We start from the raw sequence: 19,825 nt of genomic DNA, 5'->3' as shown, positions 1-19,825 counted from the left end.
AGTGATTCGGGAGCCCTACGATGTTCGCTCTCATGCAAAGCACTCGCCTTGAATCGCTGCACCTGAGCGTCGATCCGGTCACCGGGTTGAAGGCGGTGATTGCCATCCATAACAGCCGCCTGGGACCTGCCTTGGGCGGGTGTCGTTACCTTGCCTACCCCAGCGATGAATCCGCGATCGAGGATGCTGTGCGCCTCGCCCAAGGCATGAGTTACAAGGCGGCCCTGGCTGGCCTGGCTCAGGGCGGTGGCGTTGCGGTGATTATTCGCCCGGCCCATGTGGAAAACCGCGCCGCAGTATTCGAAGCGTTCGGGCGCTGGATCAATCAGCTCGACGGTCGCTACATCACCGCCATCGACGCCGGCACCTCGGTGGCGGACATGGACTGCATCGCCCAACATACGCAATTCGTCACCAGTACCACCGCTGCGGGGGACCCAGCACCGCATGCCGCCATGGGCGTATTCGCCGGCATCCGCAGCACCGCCATGGCCCGCTTGGGCAGCGATAATCTGGAAGGGCTGCGCATTGCCGTTCAAGGCCTGGGCAATGTTGGTTATGCCCTGGCCGAGCAGCTGCACGCTGCCGGCGCCGAGCTGCTGGTCAGCGACATCGATCACGGCAAAGTACAACTGGCCATGGAGCAGTTGGGCGCTCATCCGATCGCCAACGAAGCGCTGCTCAGCACCCCTTGCGACATTCTCGCGCCTTGTGGCTTGGGCGGTGTGCTTAACAGGACCAGCGTGACGCAGTTGCGTTGCTCGGCGGTCGCAGGTTCGGCCAACAACCAACTGACCCATCTGGAAGTCGCCGATCAGCTGGAACGCCGGGGCATTCTGTATGCGCCGGATTACGTGATCAACGCCGGCGGGCTGATCTACGTGTCGCTCAAACACCGTGGGGAAGAGCTGACGACCATCACCGCGCACCTGTCGAAAATCAGTTCACGGCTGACCGAAGTCTTTGCCCATGCCCAGGCGGAAAAACGTTCTCCGGCCAGGGTAGCGGATGAGTTGGCAGAGAAAGTGCTGTACCGGTAAACGTTTGAATCGATAAAGGAGTGAGTGCCTATCCGGCCAACTTGCTCCCCAAGCCCTGCGCCACAAACGTCGGGCCTGACAATCGCACGCCGACCCCGCGTGCCAGGAGCCCTGTGATGCTTCACAAGGTTGAGCTGCCCTACACCCGTTTTTTATCCCCTGACGGCCAGGTGCTCTGCGATCTCCCTCCCTGGGCCGACGACTTCAATCTGTTGACGCGCTTGTATCGGCAGATGGTCCTGACCCGCCTTTTTGACCAGAAAGCGGTCGCCCTGCAACGCACCGGGCGCATCGGTACCTACGCGCCGACCCTGGGCCAGGAAGCCATTGGCGTTGCGGTCGGCAGCCTGATGCACGCCGAAGACGTGCTGATCCCGTATTACCGCGACACCGCCGTGCAACTGATGCGTGGCGTGCGCATGGAAGAAATCCTGTTGTATTGGGGCGGCGATGAGCGTGGCAGCGACTTTGTCGACCCGGCGGTGGCGCAGGATTTCCCGATCTGTGTGCCGATTGCCACCCAGGCCCTGCATGCCTGCGGCGTCGCCAGCGCATTCAAGATCCGTGGCGAGCATCGGGTTGCCGTCACCACCTGCGGCGATGGCGGCACCAGCAAAGGTGATTTTCTCGAGGCCCTCAATGTCGCTGGCGCCTGGCAGTTGCCGGTGGTGTTCATGGTCAACAACAACCAATGGGCGATTTCGGTACCGCGACGAATTCAGTGCGGCGCTCCCACGTTGGCGCAGAAAGCCATTGGCGCCGGGTTCCACGGTGAGCAGGTCGACGGCAACGACATACTCGCCGTGTATGACCGCGTGCAAGCGGCCCTCGAACGGGCGCGCCACGGCAAAGGCCCGGTGTTGCTCGAATGCCTGAGTTATCGCCTCGGCGATCACACCACGGCCGACGATGCCACACGCTACCGGTCGGCGGACGAAGTCAAGCAAGCCTGGCTCGAAGAACCGATCAAACGTCTGCAGCGTTTCATGGTCGGGCAGGGCGTGTGGGATGAAAGTCGCGAGCAGGCGCTGATCAGCGAATGCCAGGGGTTGGTGCAGGTTGCTGTGGATAACTTCGAAGCGGCGGGCCTGCAGGCGCCGGCATCAGTGATCGATCATGTCTACGCCCAGTGGCCACAAGCCCTGGCCGAGCAGCGTGAAGACTTCCTCGAACGAGTGGCGCGCCGGACGGGAGGTTCGGGCCATGAGTAACGGCAAGGTAACGCTGCTGGAGGCGGTGAATCTGGCGTTGCATCGGGCCATGCGCGAGGACGAGAACGTTATCATCCTCGGTGAAGACGTCGGGGTGAACGGTGGCGTGTTTCGCGCCACGCTGGGCCTGCGCGACAGCTTTGGTTTCAAGCGGGTAATCGATTCGCCGCTGGCCGAAACCATGATCGGCGGGCTGGCAGTGGGCATGGCGGCCCAAGGCTTGAAACCGGTGGTGGAAATCCAGTTCATGGGGTTTATCTACGCCACCATGGAGCACCTGGTGTCCCACGCCAGTCGCATGCGCAACCGCACGCGCGGGCGGCTCACCTGCCCGATGGTGCTGCGCTCGCCGATGGGCGCAGGGATTCGTGCGCCGGAACATCACAGCGAAAGCACCGAAGCACTGTTCGCGCACATTCCGGGGTTGCGGGTGGTGATCCCGTCCTCGCCGGCCCGGGCCTATGGTTTGTTGCTCGCGGCCATCGACGACCCGGACCCGGTGATCTTTCTCGAACCGACCCGACTCTATCGCATGAACCCGCAACCGTTGTTGGATGACGGCAAACGCCTGCCGCTGGACAGCTGTTTCACCCTGCGCGAAGGCAGCGACATCACCTTGATCAGTTGGGGCGCCAGTGTGATGGAAACCCTGCAAGCCGCTACGGCGTTGGCCGAGCAGGGCATCTCGGCGGAAGTGATCGATGTCGCCAGCATCAAACCGTTGGACCTCGACACGATGGAGGCCTCGGTGCGCAAGACCGGTCGCTGCGTGATCGTGCATGAGGCGCCGCGCTCCTGCGGGGTCGGCGCGGAAATCGCCGCCAGTCTCTACGAACGGGTGTTTCTGCAGTTGCAGGCACCGATCCAGCGAGTCACCGCGCCGGACATCCCGCCACCGCTGTATCGACTGGAATCGCTGTACATGCCTGGCGTCGAGGACATTCTTCACGCCTGTGACACCGTGTTGCGCCACGCCTGAAGAAGCCCTTGAAGAAACGCCAGAGGCCGAGGAGATTGCGATGAAATATTTCAAACTGCCGGATCTGGGCGAAGGCTTGCAGGAGGCGGAAATCGTCCGCTGGCACGTCAAGGTCGGCGATACCGTCAAGGCTGACCAATTGCTGGTGTCGGTGGAAACCGCCAAGGCGCTGGTGGACATTCCCGCGCCTTACGACGGCGTGGTGGCGAAAACCTTCGGCGGCGAGGGCGACATCCTGCATGTGGGGGAGCCGTTGCTCGGTTACGAAGGCGAAGCGGATGCGGGCACCGTGGTCGGACGGCTTGAGGGCGGCGGCACGAATCAGGAGGATGCCTTTTTTATCGGCACCGCGCCTTCGACCCGCGAATACCTGGCGAACCGCGCCACGCCAGCAGTGCGTCAATTGGCGCGACAACTGGGCGTTGAACTGAGCGCCTTGGTCGGCTCCGGCCAGGACGGTCAGATCACCCGCAGCGATGTGGAAAATGCGGCCCAGACGGAACGCGAGCGTTTCGGCGGTGAGAAGCTGCGCGGTGTGCGGCGCAGCATGGCGCTGAACATGGCCAGGTCCCATGCCGAAGTGGTGCCGGTGACGATTTTCGGCGATGCCGATCTGCATCGCTGGGGGCAGGCGCGAGAACCACTGATTCGTCTGGCCAAAGCCATGGCGGCGGCCTGCGCGGTGGAGCCAGTGCTCAATAGCGGCTTCGATGGCAAAACCCTGTCGCTCAAACAACACGAACGGCTCGACCTGGGCATTGCCGTGGATACACCGGACGGTTTGTTCGTGCCGGTGCTGCGCGATGTCGGCAATCGCACGTCGGCGGATTTGAAAGAAGGTGTGATGCGCCTGCGCGCCGATGTGCAGGCGCGTTCGATTCCGCCCAAGGAAATGATGGGTGCGACCCTGACTCTGTCGAATTTCGGCACCTTGTTCGGTCGCTACGCCAACCCGGTGGTGGTGCCGCCGCAAGTGGCGATCCTCGCCGCCGGGGCGATCCGCGATGAACCGGTGGCGGTCGAGGGGGCGGTGGCGGTGCATCCGATCCTGCCGCTGTCCCTGACCTTCGATCACCGCGTGGTCACCGGCGGCGAGGCGGCGCGGTTCTTCAAGGCGCTGGTCGACGCACTGGAGCAGCCTGACGCCTGATTTTCTGCGAGCATGAAAAAGGCCCTGAGCCATTGGACTCAGGGCCTATTCAATTCGGGCATTGCTTACTTCGGCGTCTTGGCGGCTTTGGCTGGCTTGGTCGGCTCAGCTTGCTCCACTTCAACAGGTGCAGCCACTTCAACAGGTTTAGCGACTTCAGCCGGCACGTTGAGCAATTCGGACAGTGCGTCCGGCTGGCTCTTGAACGCCTTGGCGAACACGTCGCGGTTCTTCGCCATGTAGATCCCGGCTTCTTCCACTTGCTGCTCGGTCAGGGACGGAACGGCTTTTTGCAACACTTCAGCCAGCAATTCGGCCAGTTCGAGCATTTTGTCATGACGGTCAGCTTCGGCTTTATCCATGAACAAGCGCTCCAGATCTCGGCTGCTGCGGTATACCACTTCGACGGCCATTCACCACCTCACATGCCTTCACATTTAGTTGTCTTTGCGACTACTGTATCTATATACAGCGAAAAGGATAAGCGAATCCCTGAGCTTTGGGTAGTGGCTTTTTAATGTAGACCGGATTCGGGGTTTGTCAGGTGAACGGTGGCGCTCCATTCGCGGCTACAGGTTTGGTGTTGACCTGCGACCAAACGCCACGGAGCGTGTTTTAAAGCACCTCGCCATCATGTGGCAGGCAACCCCTGGCCTTTTTTCTGCATGCAGAACAACCGTCACGTCCAACCCGCATCATCCGCTCGAACCGAGCTAAGGAACAATCATCGTGAAAATCAACTGGGCCGAGAACCTGCGGCAGAACGTGCACCAACTGGCCGAGTCCCTGGGCAACCTGTTCGTCGAGACCTTCCACTACCTGGCGCTGTTCGCCATCGGTGCGGTGACTGCCTGGGCGGCGGTCATGGAGTTCATCGGGATGCTGGAACAGGGGCACATCAAGATCGATGACATCCTGTTGCTGTTCATCTACCTGGAACTGGGGGCGATGGTCGGGATTTACTTCAAGACCAATCACATGCCGGTGCGGTTCCTGATCTACGTGGCGATCACCGCGCTGACACGGCTGCTGATCTCCAACGTCTCGCACCACAATCCGCCGGACCTGGGGATCATCTACCTGTGCGGCGGGATCCTGCTGCTGGCGTTTTCGATTCTGGTGGTGCGTTATGCCTCGTCGCAATTTCCTTCGGTGAAGATCGAACACCCGCAACGCAAGATCGGTGCGGGTTCCGGTGAACATCCCGAAGTGGAGAAGGGCGAGCTTTAATACCCGATTTCAGGTCGGGGCCGGGCTTTGGCCTGTGGCGGCGGCAGCTTACGGTTGTCGCCGTCGGTCATGGCTTCGAGGATGGCCACGGCGCATTGACCCTGTTCGATGGCGATGCCGAATTGAATGCTTTGCACCAGGCGTTTGAGGCGCTTGGGGTCATTGCGTTGTTCGGCGCTGATCATCCGTTTAGCCACCACGCGGCCAGCGTTGGAGAGGGTCAGCATGATGCTGCCGTCCAGGCCCTGGATGCTCAGGTTGATTTGATAATCCGCTGCAAAAGCATCGGTAATGAGCTGAAAAGGGTTGTCCATAATGCGTCACCGCCTGATTGAACGTGCAGTTGTTGACGGCTGTGATCGGGATTAGTTCGCAATACCAGACCACCGGCCTTCCATGTTCATGCGCTTTCTTCCGTGCCGCACAAGGGAGACAGCAAGGGGCATGCCGGAAAAACTGTCGGACAATGTTTACGGCAAAAAAACGGCGGGCACTCTGGCCCGCCTTCTTTTTGCTTGCCCGTTTCAGGGCATAAATGAATAGATGATCGCAGACAGTGCAATCAGACCGACCAACACCACGAACACGTTCGAGGCCTGGCCCGAGTACTGGCGCAAGGCCGGCACGCGGCGGATGGCGTACATCGGCATCAGGAACAACAGGCAGGCGATGATCGGCCCGCCGAGGGTTTCGATCATGCCCAGGATGCTCGGGTTGAAGGTCGCCACGGCCCAGCAACTGAGGATCATGAACAGCGCTGTGAGGCGGTTCAGCCAGCCGGCGGAGGCGACTCGACCACGGCCACGCAGGCTTTTCACGATCAGGCCCTGAAAGCCTTCGCTGGCGCCGATGTAATGGCCCAGGAAGGATTTGGTGATTGCCACCAGTGCAATCAGCGGCGCGGCGTAAGCGATGACCGGCGTCTGGAAGTGGTTGGCCAGGTACGACAGGATCGAAATGTTCTGCGCCTTCGCCGCGGCCAAATCAGCCGGGGACAACGCCAGCACGCAGCTGAAGCAAAAGAACATCACCGTGACGACCATCATGGCGTGAGCAATCGCCAGAATGCCGCTGCTTTTGCGTTCGGCTTGCTTGCCGTAATGCTGCTTCTGATCGACGGCGAAAGCGGAAATGATCGGCGAATGGTTGAACGAGAACACCATCACCGGGATCGCCAGCCACAAGGTCTTGAAGAACAGCGGCAGCGGCATGCCTTCACTGGCGGTGGCGAAGAACGCGCCGTTCCAGTTCGGGATCAGGCTGATGCCCAGTAGCAGCAATGCCGCGACGAACGGGTAAACCAGCACACTCATGCACTTGACGATGACGCCCTGACCACAACGGACGATGGCCATCAGGCCGAGAATCAACCCCAGTGACAGGATCGCCCGAGGCGGTGGCGTCATGTGCAACTGGTGCTCCATGAGGCTGCTCAGGGTATTGGTCAGCGCTACGCTGTACACCAGCAGAATCGGGAAAATCGCGAAGAAATACAGCAGCGTGATCAGCTTGCCGGCACCGATGCCGAAGTGTTCTTCCACCACTTCAGTGATGTCCCCGGAACGGCCGGACAACACGAAACGAGTCAGACCGCGGTGTGCAAAGAATGTCATCGGAAACGCCAGCACTGCCAGGATCAGCAGCGGCCAGAAACCACCCACGCCGGCGTTGATCGGCAAAAACAGCGTGCCGGCGCCAATCGCTGTGCCATAGAGGCCAAGCATCCAGGTGGTGTCGTGTTTACTCCAGCCTTTGTGGGTTATTTCGTTATTGCGTGTGAGGTCTACAGCGGGATTATCGGCAGCAGGTGTACGTACATCGGTCATCGTTTTCGCCTCGTTATTATTATTACTCGGGCTCACGTGTTGCGAACGGTCAGGAAATGCTCCTCAGCACTCCACCCAGCTAACCGCCAGGCCGCCCCGTGAAGTTTCTTTGTATTTGTCGTGCATGTCGGCGCCGGTATCGCGCATGGTGCGGATCACCCGGTCCAGGGAAATGAAGTGTTTGCCGTCACCGCGCAGGGCCATTTGCGTGGCGTTGATCGCCTTCACCGCGGCAATCGCGTTGCGCTCGATGCACGGCACTTGCACCAGACCACCGACCGGATCGCAGGTCAGGCCGAGGTTGTGTTCCAGGCCGATTTCAGCGGCGTTTTCCAGTTGTTCCGGGGTGGCGCCGAGCACGTCGGCCAAACCGGCGGCGGCCATGGCACAGGCGGAGCCGACCTCGCCTTGGCAGCCGACTTCGGCGCCAGAAATCGAGGCGTTTTTCTTACAAAGAATGCCTACGGCAGCCGCGCCCAAAAAGAACGCCACGACGTCATCGTCCGACGCGTCCGGGTTGAATTTCATGTAGTAGTGCAGCACGGCCGGAATGATCCCCGCCGCCCCGTTTGTAGGCGCGGTGACCATCCGTCCGCCCGCGGCGTTTTCTTCGTTCACGGCGAGGGCGAACAGGTTCACCCATTCCATGGCCGACAGGGTGGAGCTGATGACGTTCGGTTTGCCGATTTCCAACAGGCTGCGATGCAATTTCGCGGCGCGGCGGGGAACATTCAGACCGCCGGGAAGGATGCCTTCGTGACGCAAGCCTTGCTCGACGCACTCGCGCATTACCGACCAGATGTGCAACAGGCCCTGACGGACTTCGGCTTCGCTGCGCCAGGCCAATTCATTGGCCATCATCAATTCGGACACCCGTAGACCGTGCTGTTTGCAGAGCTTGAGCAATTCGGCGGCGCTGGAGAAATCGTACGGCAGCACAACGTCGCTGGCCGGCGCAATGCCGGACTCGGCTTCGGCCGCGTCGATGATGAAACCGCCGCCCACCGAGTAGTACGTCTGCTCGAACAGCTCACCGGTTTCGCCGAAGGCTGTCAGGGACATGGCGTTAGGGTGGTAGGGCAGGCTCTCGTCGAGCAGCAGGAGATCGTGCTGCCAGTTGAAGGCGATGGTCGCTTTGCCGGCCAGGGACAGCTTGCCGGTTTCCCGCAGGTGCTGGATACGCGAATCGATGGTGGTCGGGTCGATGCTATCCGGCCATTCGCCCATCAGGCCCATGACACAGGCGCGGTCGGTGGCATGGCCGACGCCGGTGGCTGAAAGCGAACCGTAAAGGCGGATTTCGACCCGACGGACGGCGGCCAGCAAATTCTGCTCAATCAGTGCTTGGGCAAAGGTCGCTGCAGCGCGCATCGGGCCGACGGTGTGGGAACTGGACGGACCGATGCCGACTTTGAAGAGATCGAAAACACTGATAGCCATGCTAAAGCCTATACAAGCAATGGAAGAGAAATCGCCGCCATTTTTGTAGGCCAAGCGCAATGTCGGCGATACTGCCTACCTCGGTCCTACGTGACCAACGAAACTTCCTAAGACAGCCTTTAGCAGGACTAAACGATGAGTCGTCAATTGCACGCCCAGACTTATGTCTGGCTGCACGTGTTTTCCTGTGCCGCGCGGCACCTGTCGTTCACCCGTTGCGCCGAAGAACTGCACATCACGCCGGGTGCGGTCAGTCAGCAAATTAGGCAACTGGAAGAGCGGCTGGGGTTTCGCCTGTTTCACCGTCGCGCCCGTGGGGTGGAATTGAGTGCGCAGGGCCAGCGCCTGGCCATTACGGTCAACGAGGCTTACGGCAGCATCGACGCAGAATTGCGACGACTGGATGCGGGAATGATCAGCGGGATTTTGCGGGTGCGTTCGATTCCCTCGTTCCTGAGCAAATGGCTGACCCCGCGTTTGCCGCGTTTGCAGCAGCGTTTTCCGGACATTCAATTGCGCCTGGTGGCGGAGGACAGCAGCGTGCCGTTGCACGAGGGAGATTTCGACCTGGCGATCGATCTGAATGACGGCAGCTATCCCGGATTGTTATCCACAGCCTTGCTCGACGAGCAGATATTTCCGGTGTGCGCCCCGAGCCTGTTGCGAGGGCGTCCGCCGCTGCACGGCCCGGCAGACTTGATGCACTTCCCGTTGTTGCATGACATCACCGCGTGGCGCGGTAGCTACGAGTACGCGGAATGGGAGTTTTACCTCAATGCCATCGGTTTCGAAGGTGCGGACGTGCGGCGCGGGCACACCTTCAACCGCAATCACCTGACCATCGAAGCGGCGATTGCCGGGATGGGTGTGGCGATTGCTAGACGAACGCTGCTTAACGATGAGCTGGAACGGGGCACGCTGATCGTGCCGTTTGGCCTGGCGGTGCCAAATCACAAGCGCTACGTGCTGCTCTACGCGCCGGGTGCGCTGAGCCATCCGGGCGTACGCGCGGTGCATGACTGGCTGGTGGAAGAGGCGGGGATTTTTCGTGACCTGCATCCGCTGGGGGGCGTGGCAGATGTGACCATTTGTGACTGAAGACAGGGCCGACCCAACTCCCGACATTAACAGCGCTTTTGCTCGTTGTCCGGCTTTTTTTGCGTATGAATATTTATCTTTTTTTAGGGCTTGAAATGTTCCGCGCACACACCGATTGTGTAACCAAGAGGTTGCGGTGATGACGCCCAAGGGCCAGCCGATGCGCCTCTTGCGAGCTAGCTGAAATAAGGGAAGAACTATGCAAATCCAAGTCAATAGCGATAACCATATTCAAAGCAGTAAACGACTGGAGGAGTGGGTACGTACTACCATTGAGAGCACGCTCGAACGTTATGAAGAGGACCTGACCCGCGTCGAGGTCCATCTGCGGGACGAGAACGGCGACAAGCCTGGTCCCCATGACATGCGCTGCCAGCTGGAAGCGCGGCCAAAAGGCCATCAACCGATTTCCGTCACCCATAAAGCTGACTCCCTGGAACTGGCGATCGACGGGGCAGCCGAAAAACTTGAACATGCGCTGGAGCATATGTTTGGCAAATTACGCGGCAAACCACGCGCCGCTGTGGTGCCGTTCGATAGGGGCGCTCATGCCGATGCGCTGCTTGAGGATGAGTTTCTCGAGAACGAACAGGCTGCGCTCAATGGCTGAGGCCTGATTCACCTTTTACCTTCCTGATTAAAACGGGCCTGCGATTGCAGGCCCGTTTTGTTTCTGGCGCGAGAGCTGCCGAAGGCTGTGATCTTTTACTCTTTGTTCTAGCGTAAAAACGCCTGCCGATACTCCCCAGGCGTCCCACCCAACGCCTGTCGAAACCGGTTGGTGAAATGGCTCGCACTGGCAAACCCGCACGCCAGCGCAATCTCTCCCAACGGCTGCGACGATGCGCGCAACAACTCCCGCGCGCGCCTCAGACGCCGCGCCAACACATACTGATGCGGCGGCAAGCCGAAGCTCACACGAAACATCCGCGCAAAGTGATATTCCGACAGCGCGCACAAGCTCGCCAATTGCCCAAGGCTGATCGCCTCCGCCAACTGACTGTCGATGAACTCCACCAGTTGCCGCCGCTGATGCGCCGCCAATCCACCCTTGAGGCGCAGGCCCTGACGCACACCAACCTGGCTGAGCAAGGCGTGGCTGAGCATCTCGTGGGCCAGGCTGCTGGTGAGCAGGCGTTCGCCGGGTTCGTCCCAGTTGAGGCTGATCAACTGCCGAAAGTGCCGTACTTGCTGCGGGTCTTCGAGGAACGTGCGCTCGCGCAACTGCAATTCCCGTGGCTCGCGATCCAGCAACGTGACGCAACCAACGGCAAATTGTTCGGGGCTGAAATACAGGTGGGCCAGGCGAATGTCGCCGTTGATCACCCAGCCTGACTGATGGTCGGCCGGCAGAATGCACAGCTTGTCCGGGCCGCCCTTGGTGCCGGGCTGGTCGCGGCGAAAGGTGCCGGTGCCGCCGGCGATGTAGCACGACAAAGTGTGATGGCTCGGCGCTTCGTAGTCCTGGGCGTCATGGTGGTTGCTCCACAAAGCCGCAGCCATGCCGTCACCGAGCTCGGCGCTGTGCTCCAGGCGAGCATTGGGCGAGCGGTTGAGGGCTTGAAAGACTTGCAACGTTTCCAGTGCGGCCATGATCGGTTCTCTCCAACGCCTTGCATCCTACTCCGTAGACGCTGGCCTGCCAGCCTGCCGACCGACAAAAGCGCAAGTTTATGCAAGTGCAAAAGGGTGTCGCGCCGGACACTGAAGGCCTATTCAGGAGTCTTCACCATGAACCTCTCGCTATACCTGCTGACCGTATTGATCTGGGGCACCACCTGGATTGCCTTGAAATGGCAATTGGGCGTGGTGGCGATTCCGGTGTCGATCGTCTATCGCTTCGGCCTCGCCGCGCTGGTGCTGTTCGTGATGTTGTTGCTTAGCCGGCGTCTGCAAGTGATGAACCGTCGCGGGCATCTGATTTGCCTGGCGCAGGGGCTGTGCCTGTTCTGTATCAATTTCATGTGCTTCCTCACCGCCAGCCAGTGGATCCCCAGCGGTCTGGTCGCCGTGGTGTTTTCCACCGCCACGTTGTGGAACGCCTTCAATGCGCGGGTGTTCTTTGGCCAGAAAATCGCTCGAAACGTGTTGATGGGCGGTGCGTTGGGCTTGCTCGGCTTGGGCCTGTTGTTCTGGCCGGAGCTGGCCGGTCATACCGCCAGCCCGGAAACCTTGCTCGGGTTGGCTCTGGCGTTGCTCGGAACCTTGTGCTTCTCGGCGGGCAACATGCTGTCGAGTCTGCAGCAGAGGGCCGGCCTGAAACCCCTGACCACCAATGCATGGGGCATGGCTTATGGCGCAGCGATGTTGTCGGTGTGGTGCCTGGTCAAAGGTATCCCGTTCGACATGGAATGGAACGCCCGTTACATCGGCTCGTTGCTGTACCTGGTGATTCCGGGCTCGGTGATCGGCTTCACCGCCTACCTGACGCTGGTCGGGCGCATGGGGCCGGAGCGGGCGGCGTATTGCACCGTGTTATTCCCGGTGGTGGCGCTGAATGTGTCGGCGTTTGCCGAGGGCTATCAATGGACGGCGCCGGCATTGGTGGGGTTGGTGCTGGTGATGTTGGGCAATGTACTGGTGTTTCGTAAGCCCAAGGCACCGATGGTGCAGGGAAGCGGCAAATTGGCCTGATGCTTTGACCGAGCGCTGAACAACTCAGCGCTCGATTCTGATAGCGATATAAATCAGCAACGGCAATATGAAGTCGACAATATGCCGAGAGCAGGCAGGTGTTTAAAACACCCGCCCTTTTTGATCAGCCTTTCCACACTTGTGGGTTCACCAGATCCTGCGGTCTTTCACCCAACAAGGCACTGCGCAAGTTAGCCAACGCACGGTTGGCCATGGCTTCGCGGGTTTCGTGCGTGGCCGAGCCGATATGCGGCAGGGTCACGGCGTTTTTCAGTTGGAACAGCGGTGATTCAGCCAGTGGTTCTTTCTCGTAAACGTCCAGCCCGGCGCCACGAATCCGGTTGTTTTGCAGCGCTTCGACCAGCGCCGGCTCGTCTACCACCGGGCCACGGGCGATGTTCACCAGAATGGCGCTCGGTTTCATCAGTGCCAGTTCGCGGTGGCTGATCAGGTGCCTGGTTTTTTCGCTGAGCGGCACCACCAGGCAGACGAAATCGGCTTCGGCCAGCAGTTGATCCAGGCTACGGAACTGTGCGCCGAGTTCCTGTTCCAGTGCGGTCTTGCGGCTGTTGCCGCTGTAGATGACCGGCATGTTGAAGCCCAGTCGACCACGACGGGCAATGGCCGCGCCGATGTTGCCCATGCCGACTATCCCTAAGGTTTTGCCATGCACATCGCTACCGAATAACGGTGCACCGACGGTGGCTTGCCATTGGCCAGCCTTGGTCCAGGCGTCCAGTTCGGCGACGCGGCGGGCGCTGCTCATGAGCAGGGCGAAGGCCAGGTCGGCGGTGCTTTCGGTGAGCACGTCGGGGGTGTTGGTGAGCATGATCCCGCGTTCGTTGAAGTAGGCGAGGTCATAGTTGTCGTAGCCGACGGAGACACTGGACACCACTTCCAGTTTGCTGGCGTTCTCCAGTTGCGCCCGGCCGAGTTTGCGACCAACGCCGATCAGGCCGTGGGCGTGGGGCAGGGCTTCGTTGAACTGGGCGGCGATGTCGCCGTTTTTCGGGTTCGGCACGATCACATCGAAATCCTGTTGCAGGCGTTCGATCATGGGCGGGGTGATGCGGCTGAAGGCGAGGACGGTTTTTTTCATTGGAGAGGGGCTCGTCGGGCGTGGAGATTGCCAAGCAAGCTAACATTCTTCGCGGACATTATGCGAGGGTGTACGCCATCCAAAACTGTAGGAACGACCTGTGGCGAGGGGGCTTGCCCCCGTTTGAGTGCGTAGCACTCACAATATCTTTGGACCACCAGAGATTTTGGGGCTGCTTCGCAGCCCAACGGGGGCAAGCCCCCTCGCCACAGGTCGTTCCTACAATGCGTCAGCTATGTGGCGCAGGCTTCGGTACGTCGACGTTATCCAGCACCCGGTTCACCGCCAGTTCGGCCAGCATGATGACTTGCTGGATCGCCAGGAGCGTGTGCCGCTGCGGGGCGTCGACATAGGCGGCAATGTCGCTGGTCATGACGCTGGCCGAGGCCAGGGATTCGCAGACATGGGCCAGCAGGCTTTCGTTGTCCATGTCCGGTGCGACCTGAAACATCCTGCTTGGTTTGCGGCCTTCGGGTTGTTTGGGTGGAGGCTTGAGGTAGTGGTCGAGCGCGCGTTCGGCGGCTTCGTTGAGTTTCTTGGAATCGAGGGATTCGTAGGGGGAAGTGTCGTCCGCCTGAGGCGGATTCGGTGTGGCTTTAAACATGGCAAAGATCCTTAAAGTTGAGGAGCTGCCACTTTTTCGTTTTCCAGACAAAGGGTGGCAGCTGTACGCGGACTGGAAAAACCGGTAAAGGATCAAACCCGGCAGACCCGAAGGTCTCCCACGCACAGCCGCCATAACTGTGGAGCTACAAAAGCGCCGCATTATGTCATTTGCTGTGATCCTATACTTCGGGTTTTCCAGGCCCGATCGCTGAATTGCCAGCGACCCACAAAGCCTACCCACTTCGCTTCCGACCCAACAACCGACAGAACTCGTCGGAAACATCCCCCAAAATCACCGCGTCTGTAGGACCGTGAAATCAGTTCGCCAGCCGAGCCCCGCCCAAGCTGCCGCTCAATTCATACGCCGCCAATTCCGCCTGATGCGCCGCCAGAATCTCCGGCAACGATCCACGCAAGTATTCGACCCAGGTCTTGATCTTCGCGTCCAGATACTGCCGCGACGGGTAAATCGCATACAGATTCAATTCCTGCGAGCGGTACTTTGGCATCACCCGCACCAGCGTACCGTTGCGCAGCCCTTCAATCGCCGCATACACCGGCAACACCCCAACCCCCATGCCGCTGGTGATCGCTGTCTTCATCGCGTCAGCGGAGTTCACCAAGAACGGTGAGCTGTTGATGGTGACCATTTCCTGGCCTTCGGGGCCATCGAAAGCCCACTTTTCCAGCGGGATCACCGGGCTCACCAGGCGCAAGCACATGTGATTGAGCAAGTCGCTGGGCTTCTGCGCGCAGCCGTTGGCTTTTACATAGGCGGGCGATGCGCAAACGATGCTGTAGGTGATGCCCAAACGTTGGGAGACGAAGCCCGAGTCGGGCAGTTCGCTGGCGAGCACGATGGACACGTCGTAGCCCTCGTCGAGCAAGTCCGGCACACGGTTGGCCATGGTCAGGTCGAAGGTCACGTCGGGGTGGGTCTTGCGGTAGCGAGCGATGGCGTCGATCACGAAGTGCTGGCCGATGCCGGTCATGGTGTGCACCTTGAGTTGCCCGGCCGGGCGCGCGTGGGCGTCGCTGGCCTCGGCTTCGGCTTCTTCGACATAGGCCAGGATCTGCTCGCAGCGCAACAGATAGCGCTTGCCCGCTTCGGTCAAGGCAATGCGCCGGGTGGTGCGGTTGAGCAGGCGGGTTTGCAGGTGGGCCTCCAGGTTGGAGACCGCGCGCGAGACGTTGGCCGTGGTGGTGTCCAGTTGTACGGCGGCGGCGGTGAAGCTGCCGGCCTCGGCCACGTAACTGAAGGCGCGCATGTTTTGCAAAGTGTCCATGGGGTGCTCTCTTGGCGGATGGCAAATTGTGACACGAAGTTTCAGAGACTGAGACCCCGACCAAGGGATTATCTCGTTAACGGTAACAAAGATTCACAAGAATCCCGGCTTATCGCCAACAAGGCCCACCCCTAGAATTGCGCCGACTGTAGGAGCCGGCTTGCTGGCGATGGCATCACTGCGGTCTTCAGATAGACCGCGGCGTTCCCATCGCCAGCAAGCCGGCTCCTACAGGATCTCGTGACTCTCCCCCCTTTCAGGAATTTGCAGCAGTGCCGCGTCGCATCAACAGAGCGCTCAAGACGCTCAGTGTTTTGGCTTTAACCCTGGCAATCAGCGGCTGCATCGGAACCGGCGGTATTGCCCCACAAGGCAAGGCACTGGAGGCCAATTCACTGGCCACCGACGAAGCCATCCAGAGCGCCGCCCGGGACGCTCACTGGCCCACCGCCCAATGGTGGCAGGCCTACGGCGACCCGCAACTGAACCGCTGGATCTCCCTCGCCCTGCAAGACAGTCCGAACATGGCCATGGCCGCCGCGCGAGTGCGTCAGGCCCGTTCCATGGCGGGTATCGCCGAGTCCGCCGAGTCGCTGCAGATCAATGGCCAGTCGACCCTCAAACGCCACAACTGGCCCACCGATCAGTTCTACGGCCCCGGTGAGTTGGCCAACACCACCACTTGGGACAACAACGCCGCGCTGGGCTTCAGCTATGCCCTCGACCTCTGGGGGCGCGAAAGCAACGCCACCGAGCGAGCGGTGGACATGGCGCACATGAGCGCTGCCGAAGCACGGCAGGCCCAGCTCGAATTGCAGAACAACATCGTGCGCGCCTACATCGAACTCTCGTTGCATTACGCGCAACGGGACATCGTCGCGGCCACCTTGAAGCAGCAACAACAAATCCTCGACCTGGCGCAAAAACGCCTGGACGGTGGCATCGGCACGCACTTCGAAGTCAGCCAGGCCGAAACGCCGCTACCGGAAACCCATCGCCAGCTTGATGCGCTGGATGAAGAAATCGCCCTCAGCCGTAACCAGCTCGCGGCCTTGGCCGGCAAGGGACCGGGGGAGGGCGCGCAGTTGCAACGGCCGACGCTGTCGTTGGGGACGGCGCTGAAGTTACCGTCGTCGCTGCCGGCGCAATTGCTCGGTCAACGCCCGGACGTGGTTGCCAGTCGCTGGCAAGTGGCGGCCCAGGCGCGGGGCATCGATGTCGCTCACGCAGGCTTCTACCCCAACGTCGATCTGGTCGGCAGCCTCGGTTACATGGCCACTGGCGGCGGTGCGCTGGAGTTCCTGACCGGCAAGAAGCTCAACTACAGCGTGGGACCTGCGATTACATTGCCGATTTTTGACGGCGGCCGCTTGCGTTCCGAGCTGGGTGAAGCCTCGGCCGGTTATGACATTGCCGTGGCCAAATACAACCAGACGCTGGTCAATGCGCTGAAGAACATCTCCGACCAGTTGATCCGCCGCGAGTCGATGGACAAGCAGCAAACGTTCGCCGCCGAATCGGTGGCCACGGCGCAGAAGACCTACGACATCGCGATGATCGCCTATCAACGTGGGCTCACCGACTACCTCAACGTACTCAATGCGCAGACTTTGCTGTTCAAGCAACAGCAAGTGCAGCAGCAGGTTCAGGCTGCGCGGTTGAGTGCTCATGCTGAGCTGGTGACTGCTTTGGGCGGAGGCCTTGGCGCTGGCAACGACGTCCCGAGTGCCGAGAAAACCCTGCCCCCGAAAACCCCGAGCCTTTTGAAGTGAGCACGACGTTTCAGGCACACCCACAGTTCCTCAAGCCCTAGACCATTGAGCACGATTTCATGACTCCCTTGCCCGCACCTTTGCGCTGGCTGTATTCCCTTGAATGGCGCCGGGGTTTCTTCGACTGGGCGCGCAGCGACGGCGTGACCTGGGTCTACATTTTCAAGGTGCTGTTCGCCGCATTCCTCACGTTGTGGCTGGCCATGCGTCTTGAATTGCCGCAACCACGCACCGCGATGATCACCGTGTTCATCGTCATGCAACCGCAAAGCGGCCAGGTGTTCGCCAAGAGTTTCTATCGCTTCCTTGGCACGTTGGCCGGGTCGGCGGTGATGGTCGTGCTGATTGCCTTGTTCGCGCAGAACACCGAACTGTTCCTCGGCTCGCTGGCAATCTGGGTCGGCCTGTGCACGGCTGGCGCAGCGCATTGTCGCAACTTTCGCGCCTATGGATTTGTGCTCGCCGGTTATACGGCGGCGATGGTTGGGCTGCCCGCTCTGGCTCACCCGGACGGCGCATTCATGGCTGCGGTCTGGCGAGTGCTGGAAATCTCTCTGGGGATTCTCTGCTCGACGCTGGTCAGCGCCGCGATCCTGCCGCAAACCGCCAGTGCGGCGATGCGCAATGCGTTGTATCAGCGCTTCGGCGTGTTCGCGTTGTTCGTCACCGATGGCTTGCGCGGTCGCAGTCGGCGCGAAGCGTTCGAAGCAAGCAACGTTCGGTTCATCGCCGAAGCGGTGGGCCTGGAAGGACTGCGCAGCGTCACGGTGTTCGAAGACCCGCACATGCGTCGGCGCAATGGGCGGCTCAGTCGCTTGAACAGCGAATTCATGGGCGTCACCACGCGCTTCAATGCCCTGCATCAGTTGCTCGAGCGCCTGCGCAGCAGTGGCGCCGATCATGTTGTCGCGGCGATCAAACCAGGGTTGCAGGACTTGGCCGAAGTGCTCGACGGTTTCAGCGGCCGTGCGCTGACCAGCCCTGATGCCGCTCGCCTGACCAGCGCCTTGGCGACCTATAAGGACAACTTGCCGGCGCGGGTGCGCAAGCTGCGGGCGAGCTTTCAGGAGAACGATCCGAGCGACGCCGAGCAGCTGGATTTTCACACCGCCTACGAACTGCTTTATCGCTTCGTCGACGACTTGCACAGTTATGCACAGACCCACGCGTCCCTGGCCGATCACAGCCACGAACGTGAACGCTGGGACGAACCCTTCACCCCGCAAACCAATTGGCTGGCCTCGGCCGCGTCGGGGATTCGCGCCGCGTTCATCCTTGTGGTGCTCGGCAGCTATTGGGTGGCCACCGCGTGGCCGAGCGGGGCTACCATGACCCTGATCGCTGCCGCCACCGTTGGCCTGTCAGCCGCGACGCCAAACCCCAAGCGCATGGCGTTTCAGATGGCCTGCGGGACCTTGCTCGGGGCGCTGATCGGCTTCGTCGAGATGTTTTTCATCTTTCCCTGGATCGACGGCTTTCCATTGCTTTGCGTGATGCTCGCGCCGGTGATCGTGCTCGGCTCGTTCCTCACTTCTCGGCCGCAATACGCCGGTGTCGGCCTGGGTTTGCTGATCTTCTTCAGCACCGGTTCGGTGCCGGACAACCTTACGGTCTACAACCCTTACGCCTTTATCAACGACTACATCGCCATGGTCATGGGCATGCTGGTGTGCGCGGCGGCCGGGGCAATCATTCTGCCGCCCAACAGCCGCTGGTTGTGGCGGCGGCTGGAGCAGGACTTGCGCGGGCAAGTGGTGTACGCCATCAGCGGCAAACTCAAAGGGCTGGCGTCGAGTTTCGAAAGCCGTACGCGGGACTTGCTGCATCAGGCCTATGGCCTCGCCGCAGGGCAGCCGCAGGTGCAGCGGGACTTGTTGCGCTGGATGTTGGTGGTGCTGGAAGTTGGCCACGCGATTATCGAACTGCGTAAGGAACAAGCGATTCTGCCGGTGCACCCGGCGTATGCCGAATCCCAGCCGTGGCGCCAGTCCATCCGGGTGATGGGGCGTTCGCTGGTGCGGCTGTTTCTGCAACCGGGCCAGAGCAATCTGGAGCGGGCGCTGGTCGCCGTCGACCACGCGATCGGCCGCGTGCAGGCCACCGACGAACCCTTTGCGCCGCACTTTGATACCTCCGCATTACGCCGGGTGAAGAGTTACCTGCACTTCATCCGCACCTCGTTGCTCGACCCGCAATCGCCGCTGGCTTCATACACCACTGCCAAGCCCCAAGGACTTGAACATGCCTCGTGAAATCGCCTTCCACGGCGTGTACATGCCGACCATGACCCTGATGTTTTTCATTGCGGCGGCGCTGGCCTGGGCGCTGGACCGGTTCTTGTCCGGGTTCGATCTGTACCGCTTCTTCTGGCACCCGGCGCTGCTGCGCCTGAGCCTGTTTACCTGTCTGTTCGGCGCCTTGGCGCTGACTGTCTACCGTTGACTCTCTATCACT

Annotated in this window: 18 protein-coding genes and 1 pseudogene; 11 read left to right on the top strand and 8 right to left on the bottom strand. The window is 60.7% G+C overall.

What is annotated here, in order from left to right; genetic code table 11:
- Window positions 1–20 precede the first annotated feature (20 nt).
- From PGR6_RS23775 to PGR6_RS23760, 4 genes are all read left to right on the top strand, one after another.
- A complete protein-coding gene (locus PGR6_RS23775; protein WP_018927157.1) occupies window positions 21–1,040 on the top strand; it encodes a Glu/Leu/Phe/Val dehydrogenase family protein in 1,020 nt (339 codons plus the stop codon).
- A gap of 116 nt (window positions 1,041–1,156) precedes the next feature.
- Window positions 1,157–2,251: a pyruvate dehydrogenase (acetyl-transferring) E1 component subunit alpha gene (pdhA, locus tag PGR6_RS23770; protein ID WP_019647692.1), complete on the top strand. Its 1,095-nt coding sequence runs from the start codon at window positions 1,157–1,159 to the stop codon at window positions 2,249–2,251.
- Window positions 2,244–3,230 carry an alpha-ketoacid dehydrogenase subunit beta gene (locus PGR6_RS23765; RefSeq protein WP_064620225.1) on the top strand — a complete coding sequence of 329 codons (987 nt, stop codon included), beginning with the start codon at window positions 2,244–2,246 and terminating at the stop codon, window positions 3,228–3,230. The genes pdhA and PGR6_RS23765 overlap by 8 nt, the downstream gene beginning before the upstream one ends.
- Window positions 3,231–3,270: 40 nt before the next feature.
- Complete coding sequence (locus PGR6_RS23760) at window positions 3,271–4,380, top strand: dihydrolipoamide acetyltransferase family protein (protein WP_018927154.1); 1,110 nt, start codon at window positions 3,271–3,273, stop codon at window positions 4,378–4,380.
- A gap of 173 nt (window positions 4,381–4,553) precedes the next feature.
- Here the strand turns inward: PGR6_RS23760 and PGR6_RS23755 are convergent.
- A pseudogene (locus PGR6_RS23755) lies at window positions 4,554–4,793 on the bottom strand (YebG family protein); the annotation flags it as partial.
- A gap of 316 nt (window positions 4,794–5,109) precedes the next feature.
- Here PGR6_RS23755 and PGR6_RS23750 point away from each other — a divergent pair.
- Complete coding sequence (locus PGR6_RS23750; RefSeq protein WP_018927152.1) at window positions 5,110–5,610, top strand: phosphate-starvation-inducible protein PsiE; 501 nt, start codon at window positions 5,110–5,112, stop codon at window positions 5,608–5,610.
- On the opposite strand, the gene PGR6_RS23745 is transcribed toward PGR6_RS23750, so the two are convergent.
- The 3 genes from PGR6_RS23745 to PGR6_RS23735 form a co-directional block, all read right to left on the bottom strand.
- Entirely contained in the window at window positions 5,607–5,924 is a 318-nt protein-coding gene (locus tag PGR6_RS23745) for a DUF3509 domain-containing protein (protein ID WP_018927151.1), read from the bottom strand. The genes PGR6_RS23750 and PGR6_RS23745 overlap by 4 nt on opposite strands.
- Window positions 5,925–6,134: 210 nt before the next feature.
- Complete coding sequence (locus tag PGR6_RS23740) at window positions 6,135–7,436, bottom strand: serine/threonine transporter (RefSeq protein WP_064620223.1); 1,302 nt, start codon at window positions 7,434–7,436, stop codon at window positions 6,135–6,137.
- 63 nt (window positions 7,437–7,499) lie between these two features.
- Complete coding sequence (locus PGR6_RS23735) at window positions 7,500–8,876, bottom strand: L-serine ammonia-lyase (protein ID WP_018927149.1); 1,377 nt, start codon at window positions 8,874–8,876, stop codon at window positions 7,500–7,502.
- 135 nt (window positions 8,877–9,011) lie between these two features.
- On the opposite strand from PGR6_RS23735, the gene PGR6_RS23730 reads away from it, so the two are divergent.
- Both PGR6_RS23730 and PGR6_RS23725 read left to right on the top strand, forming a co-directional pair.
- A complete protein-coding gene (locus PGR6_RS23730) occupies window positions 9,012–9,974 on the top strand; it encodes a LysR substrate-binding domain-containing protein (RefSeq protein WP_064620220.1) in 963 nt (320 codons plus the stop codon).
- 199 nt (window positions 9,975–10,173) lie between these two features.
- Window positions 10,174–10,584: an HPF/RaiA family ribosome-associated protein gene (locus tag PGR6_RS23725; RefSeq protein WP_064620217.1), complete on the top strand. Its 411-nt coding sequence runs from the start codon at window positions 10,174–10,176 to the stop codon at window positions 10,582–10,584.
- 107 nt (window positions 10,585–10,691) lie between these two features.
- Here the strand turns inward: PGR6_RS23725 and PGR6_RS23720 are convergent, their stop codons facing one another.
- The gene (locus tag PGR6_RS23720; protein ID WP_064620214.1) at window positions 10,692–11,567 is read right to left on the bottom strand and encodes a helix-turn-helix transcriptional regulator; all 876 of its coding nucleotides are present in this window, start codon (window positions 11,565–11,567) and stop codon (window positions 10,692–10,694) included.
- Between the two features lie 138 nt (window positions 11,568–11,705).
- Here PGR6_RS23720 and PGR6_RS23715 point away from each other — a divergent pair, with 138 nt between their 5' ends.
- A complete protein-coding gene (locus tag PGR6_RS23715; RefSeq protein WP_018927145.1) occupies window positions 11,706–12,608 on the top strand; it encodes a DMT family transporter in 903 nt (300 codons plus the stop codon).
- A gap of 124 nt (window positions 12,609–12,732) precedes the next feature.
- Here PGR6_RS23715 and PGR6_RS23710 read toward each other — a convergent pair whose 3' ends face one another.
- The 3 genes from PGR6_RS23710 to PGR6_RS23700 form a co-directional block, all read right to left on the bottom strand.
- On the bottom strand, window positions 12,733–13,707 hold the full coding sequence (locus tag PGR6_RS23710; protein WP_018927144.1) for a 2-hydroxyacid dehydrogenase: 975 nt from the start codon (window positions 13,705–13,707) through the stop codon (window positions 12,733–12,735).
- A gap of 229 nt (window positions 13,708–13,936) precedes the next feature.
- On the bottom strand, window positions 13,937–14,311 hold the full coding sequence (locus tag PGR6_RS23705; RefSeq protein WP_064620211.1) for a DUF6124 family protein: 375 nt from the start codon (window positions 14,309–14,311) through the stop codon (window positions 13,937–13,939).
- Window positions 14,312–14,630: 319 nt separating this feature from the next.
- Window positions 14,631–15,599 carry a LysR family transcriptional regulator gene (locus PGR6_RS23700; RefSeq protein ID WP_018927142.1) on the bottom strand — a complete coding sequence of 323 codons (969 nt, stop codon included), beginning with the start codon at window positions 15,597–15,599 and terminating at the stop codon, window positions 14,631–14,633.
- 272 nt (window positions 15,600–15,871) lie between these two features.
- Between PGR6_RS23700 and PGR6_RS23695 the strand changes: the two genes are divergently transcribed.
- From PGR6_RS23695 to PGR6_RS23685, 3 genes are read left to right on the top strand one after another with little or no spacing between them, the layout of a single operon-like run.
- Window positions 15,872–17,371, top strand: a complete 1,500-nt coding sequence (locus tag PGR6_RS23695; protein ID WP_064620208.1) for an efflux transporter outer membrane subunit — start codon at window positions 15,872–15,874, stop codon at window positions 17,369–17,371.
- Window positions 17,372–17,430: 59 nt separating this feature from the next.
- Window positions 17,431–19,623: an FUSC family protein gene (locus PGR6_RS23690; RefSeq protein ID WP_064620205.1), complete on the top strand. Its 2,193-nt coding sequence runs from the start codon at window positions 17,431–17,433 to the stop codon at window positions 19,621–19,623.
- Window positions 19,613–19,813, top strand: coding sequence for a DUF1656 domain-containing protein (locus PGR6_RS23685; RefSeq protein WP_007896379.1), 201 nt, complete (start codon window positions 19,613–19,615; stop codon window positions 19,811–19,813). Before PGR6_RS23690 ends, PGR6_RS23685 begins: the two co-directional genes overlap by 11 nt.
- The last annotated feature ends 12 nt before the right edge of the window (window positions 19,814–19,825 follow it).

This window comes from Pseudomonas sp. GR 6-02 (assembly GCF_001655615.1).
In the GTDB taxonomy this organism is placed as follows: Bacteria; Pseudomonadota; Gammaproteobacteria; order Pseudomonadales; family Pseudomonadaceae; genus Aquipseudomonas.
This window is presented reverse-complemented; position numbering and strand designations above follow the sequence as displayed.

Coding starts and splice junctions, on each gene's coding strand:
- PGR6_RS23775 (WP_018927157.1), top strand. CDS start 21: ATGTTCGCTCTCATGCAAAGCACTCGCCTTGAATCGCTGCACCTGAGC.
- pdhA (WP_019647692.1), top strand. CDS start 1,157: ATGCTTCACAAGGTTGAGCTGCCCTACACCCGTTTTTTATCCCCTGAC.
- PGR6_RS23765 (WP_064620225.1), top strand. CDS start 2,244: ATGAGTAACGGCAAGGTAACGCTGCTGGAGGCGGTGAATCTGGCGTTG.
- PGR6_RS23760 (WP_018927154.1), top strand. CDS start 3,271: ATGAAATATTTCAAACTGCCGGATCTGGGCGAAGGCTTGCAGGAGGCG.
- PGR6_RS23745 (WP_018927151.1), bottom strand. CDS start 5,924: ATGGACAACCCTTTTCAGCTCATTACCGATGCTTTTGCAGCGGATTAT.
- PGR6_RS23740 (WP_064620223.1), bottom strand. CDS start 7,436: ATGACCGATGTACGTACACCTGCTGCCGATAATCCCGCTGTAGACCTC.
- PGR6_RS23735 (WP_018927149.1), bottom strand. CDS start 8,876: ATGGCTATCAGTGTTTTCGATCTCTTCAAAGTCGGCATCGGTCCGTCC.
- PGR6_RS23730 (WP_064620220.1), top strand. CDS start 9,012: ATGAGTCGTCAATTGCACGCCCAGACTTATGTCTGGCTGCACGTGTTT.
- PGR6_RS23725 (WP_064620217.1), top strand. CDS start 10,174: ATGCAAATCCAAGTCAATAGCGATAACCATATTCAAAGCAGTAAACGA.
- PGR6_RS23720 (WP_064620214.1), bottom strand. CDS start 11,567: ATGGCCGCACTGGAAACGTTGCAAGTCTTTCAAGCCCTCAACCGCTCG.
- PGR6_RS23715 (WP_018927145.1), top strand. CDS start 11,706: ATGAACCTCTCGCTATACCTGCTGACCGTATTGATCTGGGGCACCACC.
- PGR6_RS23710 (WP_018927144.1), bottom strand. CDS start 13,707: ATGAAAAAAACCGTCCTCGCCTTCAGCCGCATCACCCCGCCCATGATC.
- PGR6_RS23705 (WP_064620211.1), bottom strand. CDS start 14,311: ATGTTTAAAGCCACACCGAATCCGCCTCAGGCGGACGACACTTCCCCC.
- PGR6_RS23700 (WP_018927142.1), bottom strand. CDS start 15,599: ATGGACACTTTGCAAAACATGCGCGCCTTCAGTTACGTGGCCGAGGCC.
- PGR6_RS23690 (WP_064620205.1), top strand. CDS start 17,431: ATGACTCCCTTGCCCGCACCTTTGCGCTGGCTGTATTCCCTTGAATGG.
- PGR6_RS23685 (WP_007896379.1), top strand. CDS start 19,613: ATGCCTCGTGAAATCGCCTTCCACGGCGTGTACATGCCGACCATGACC.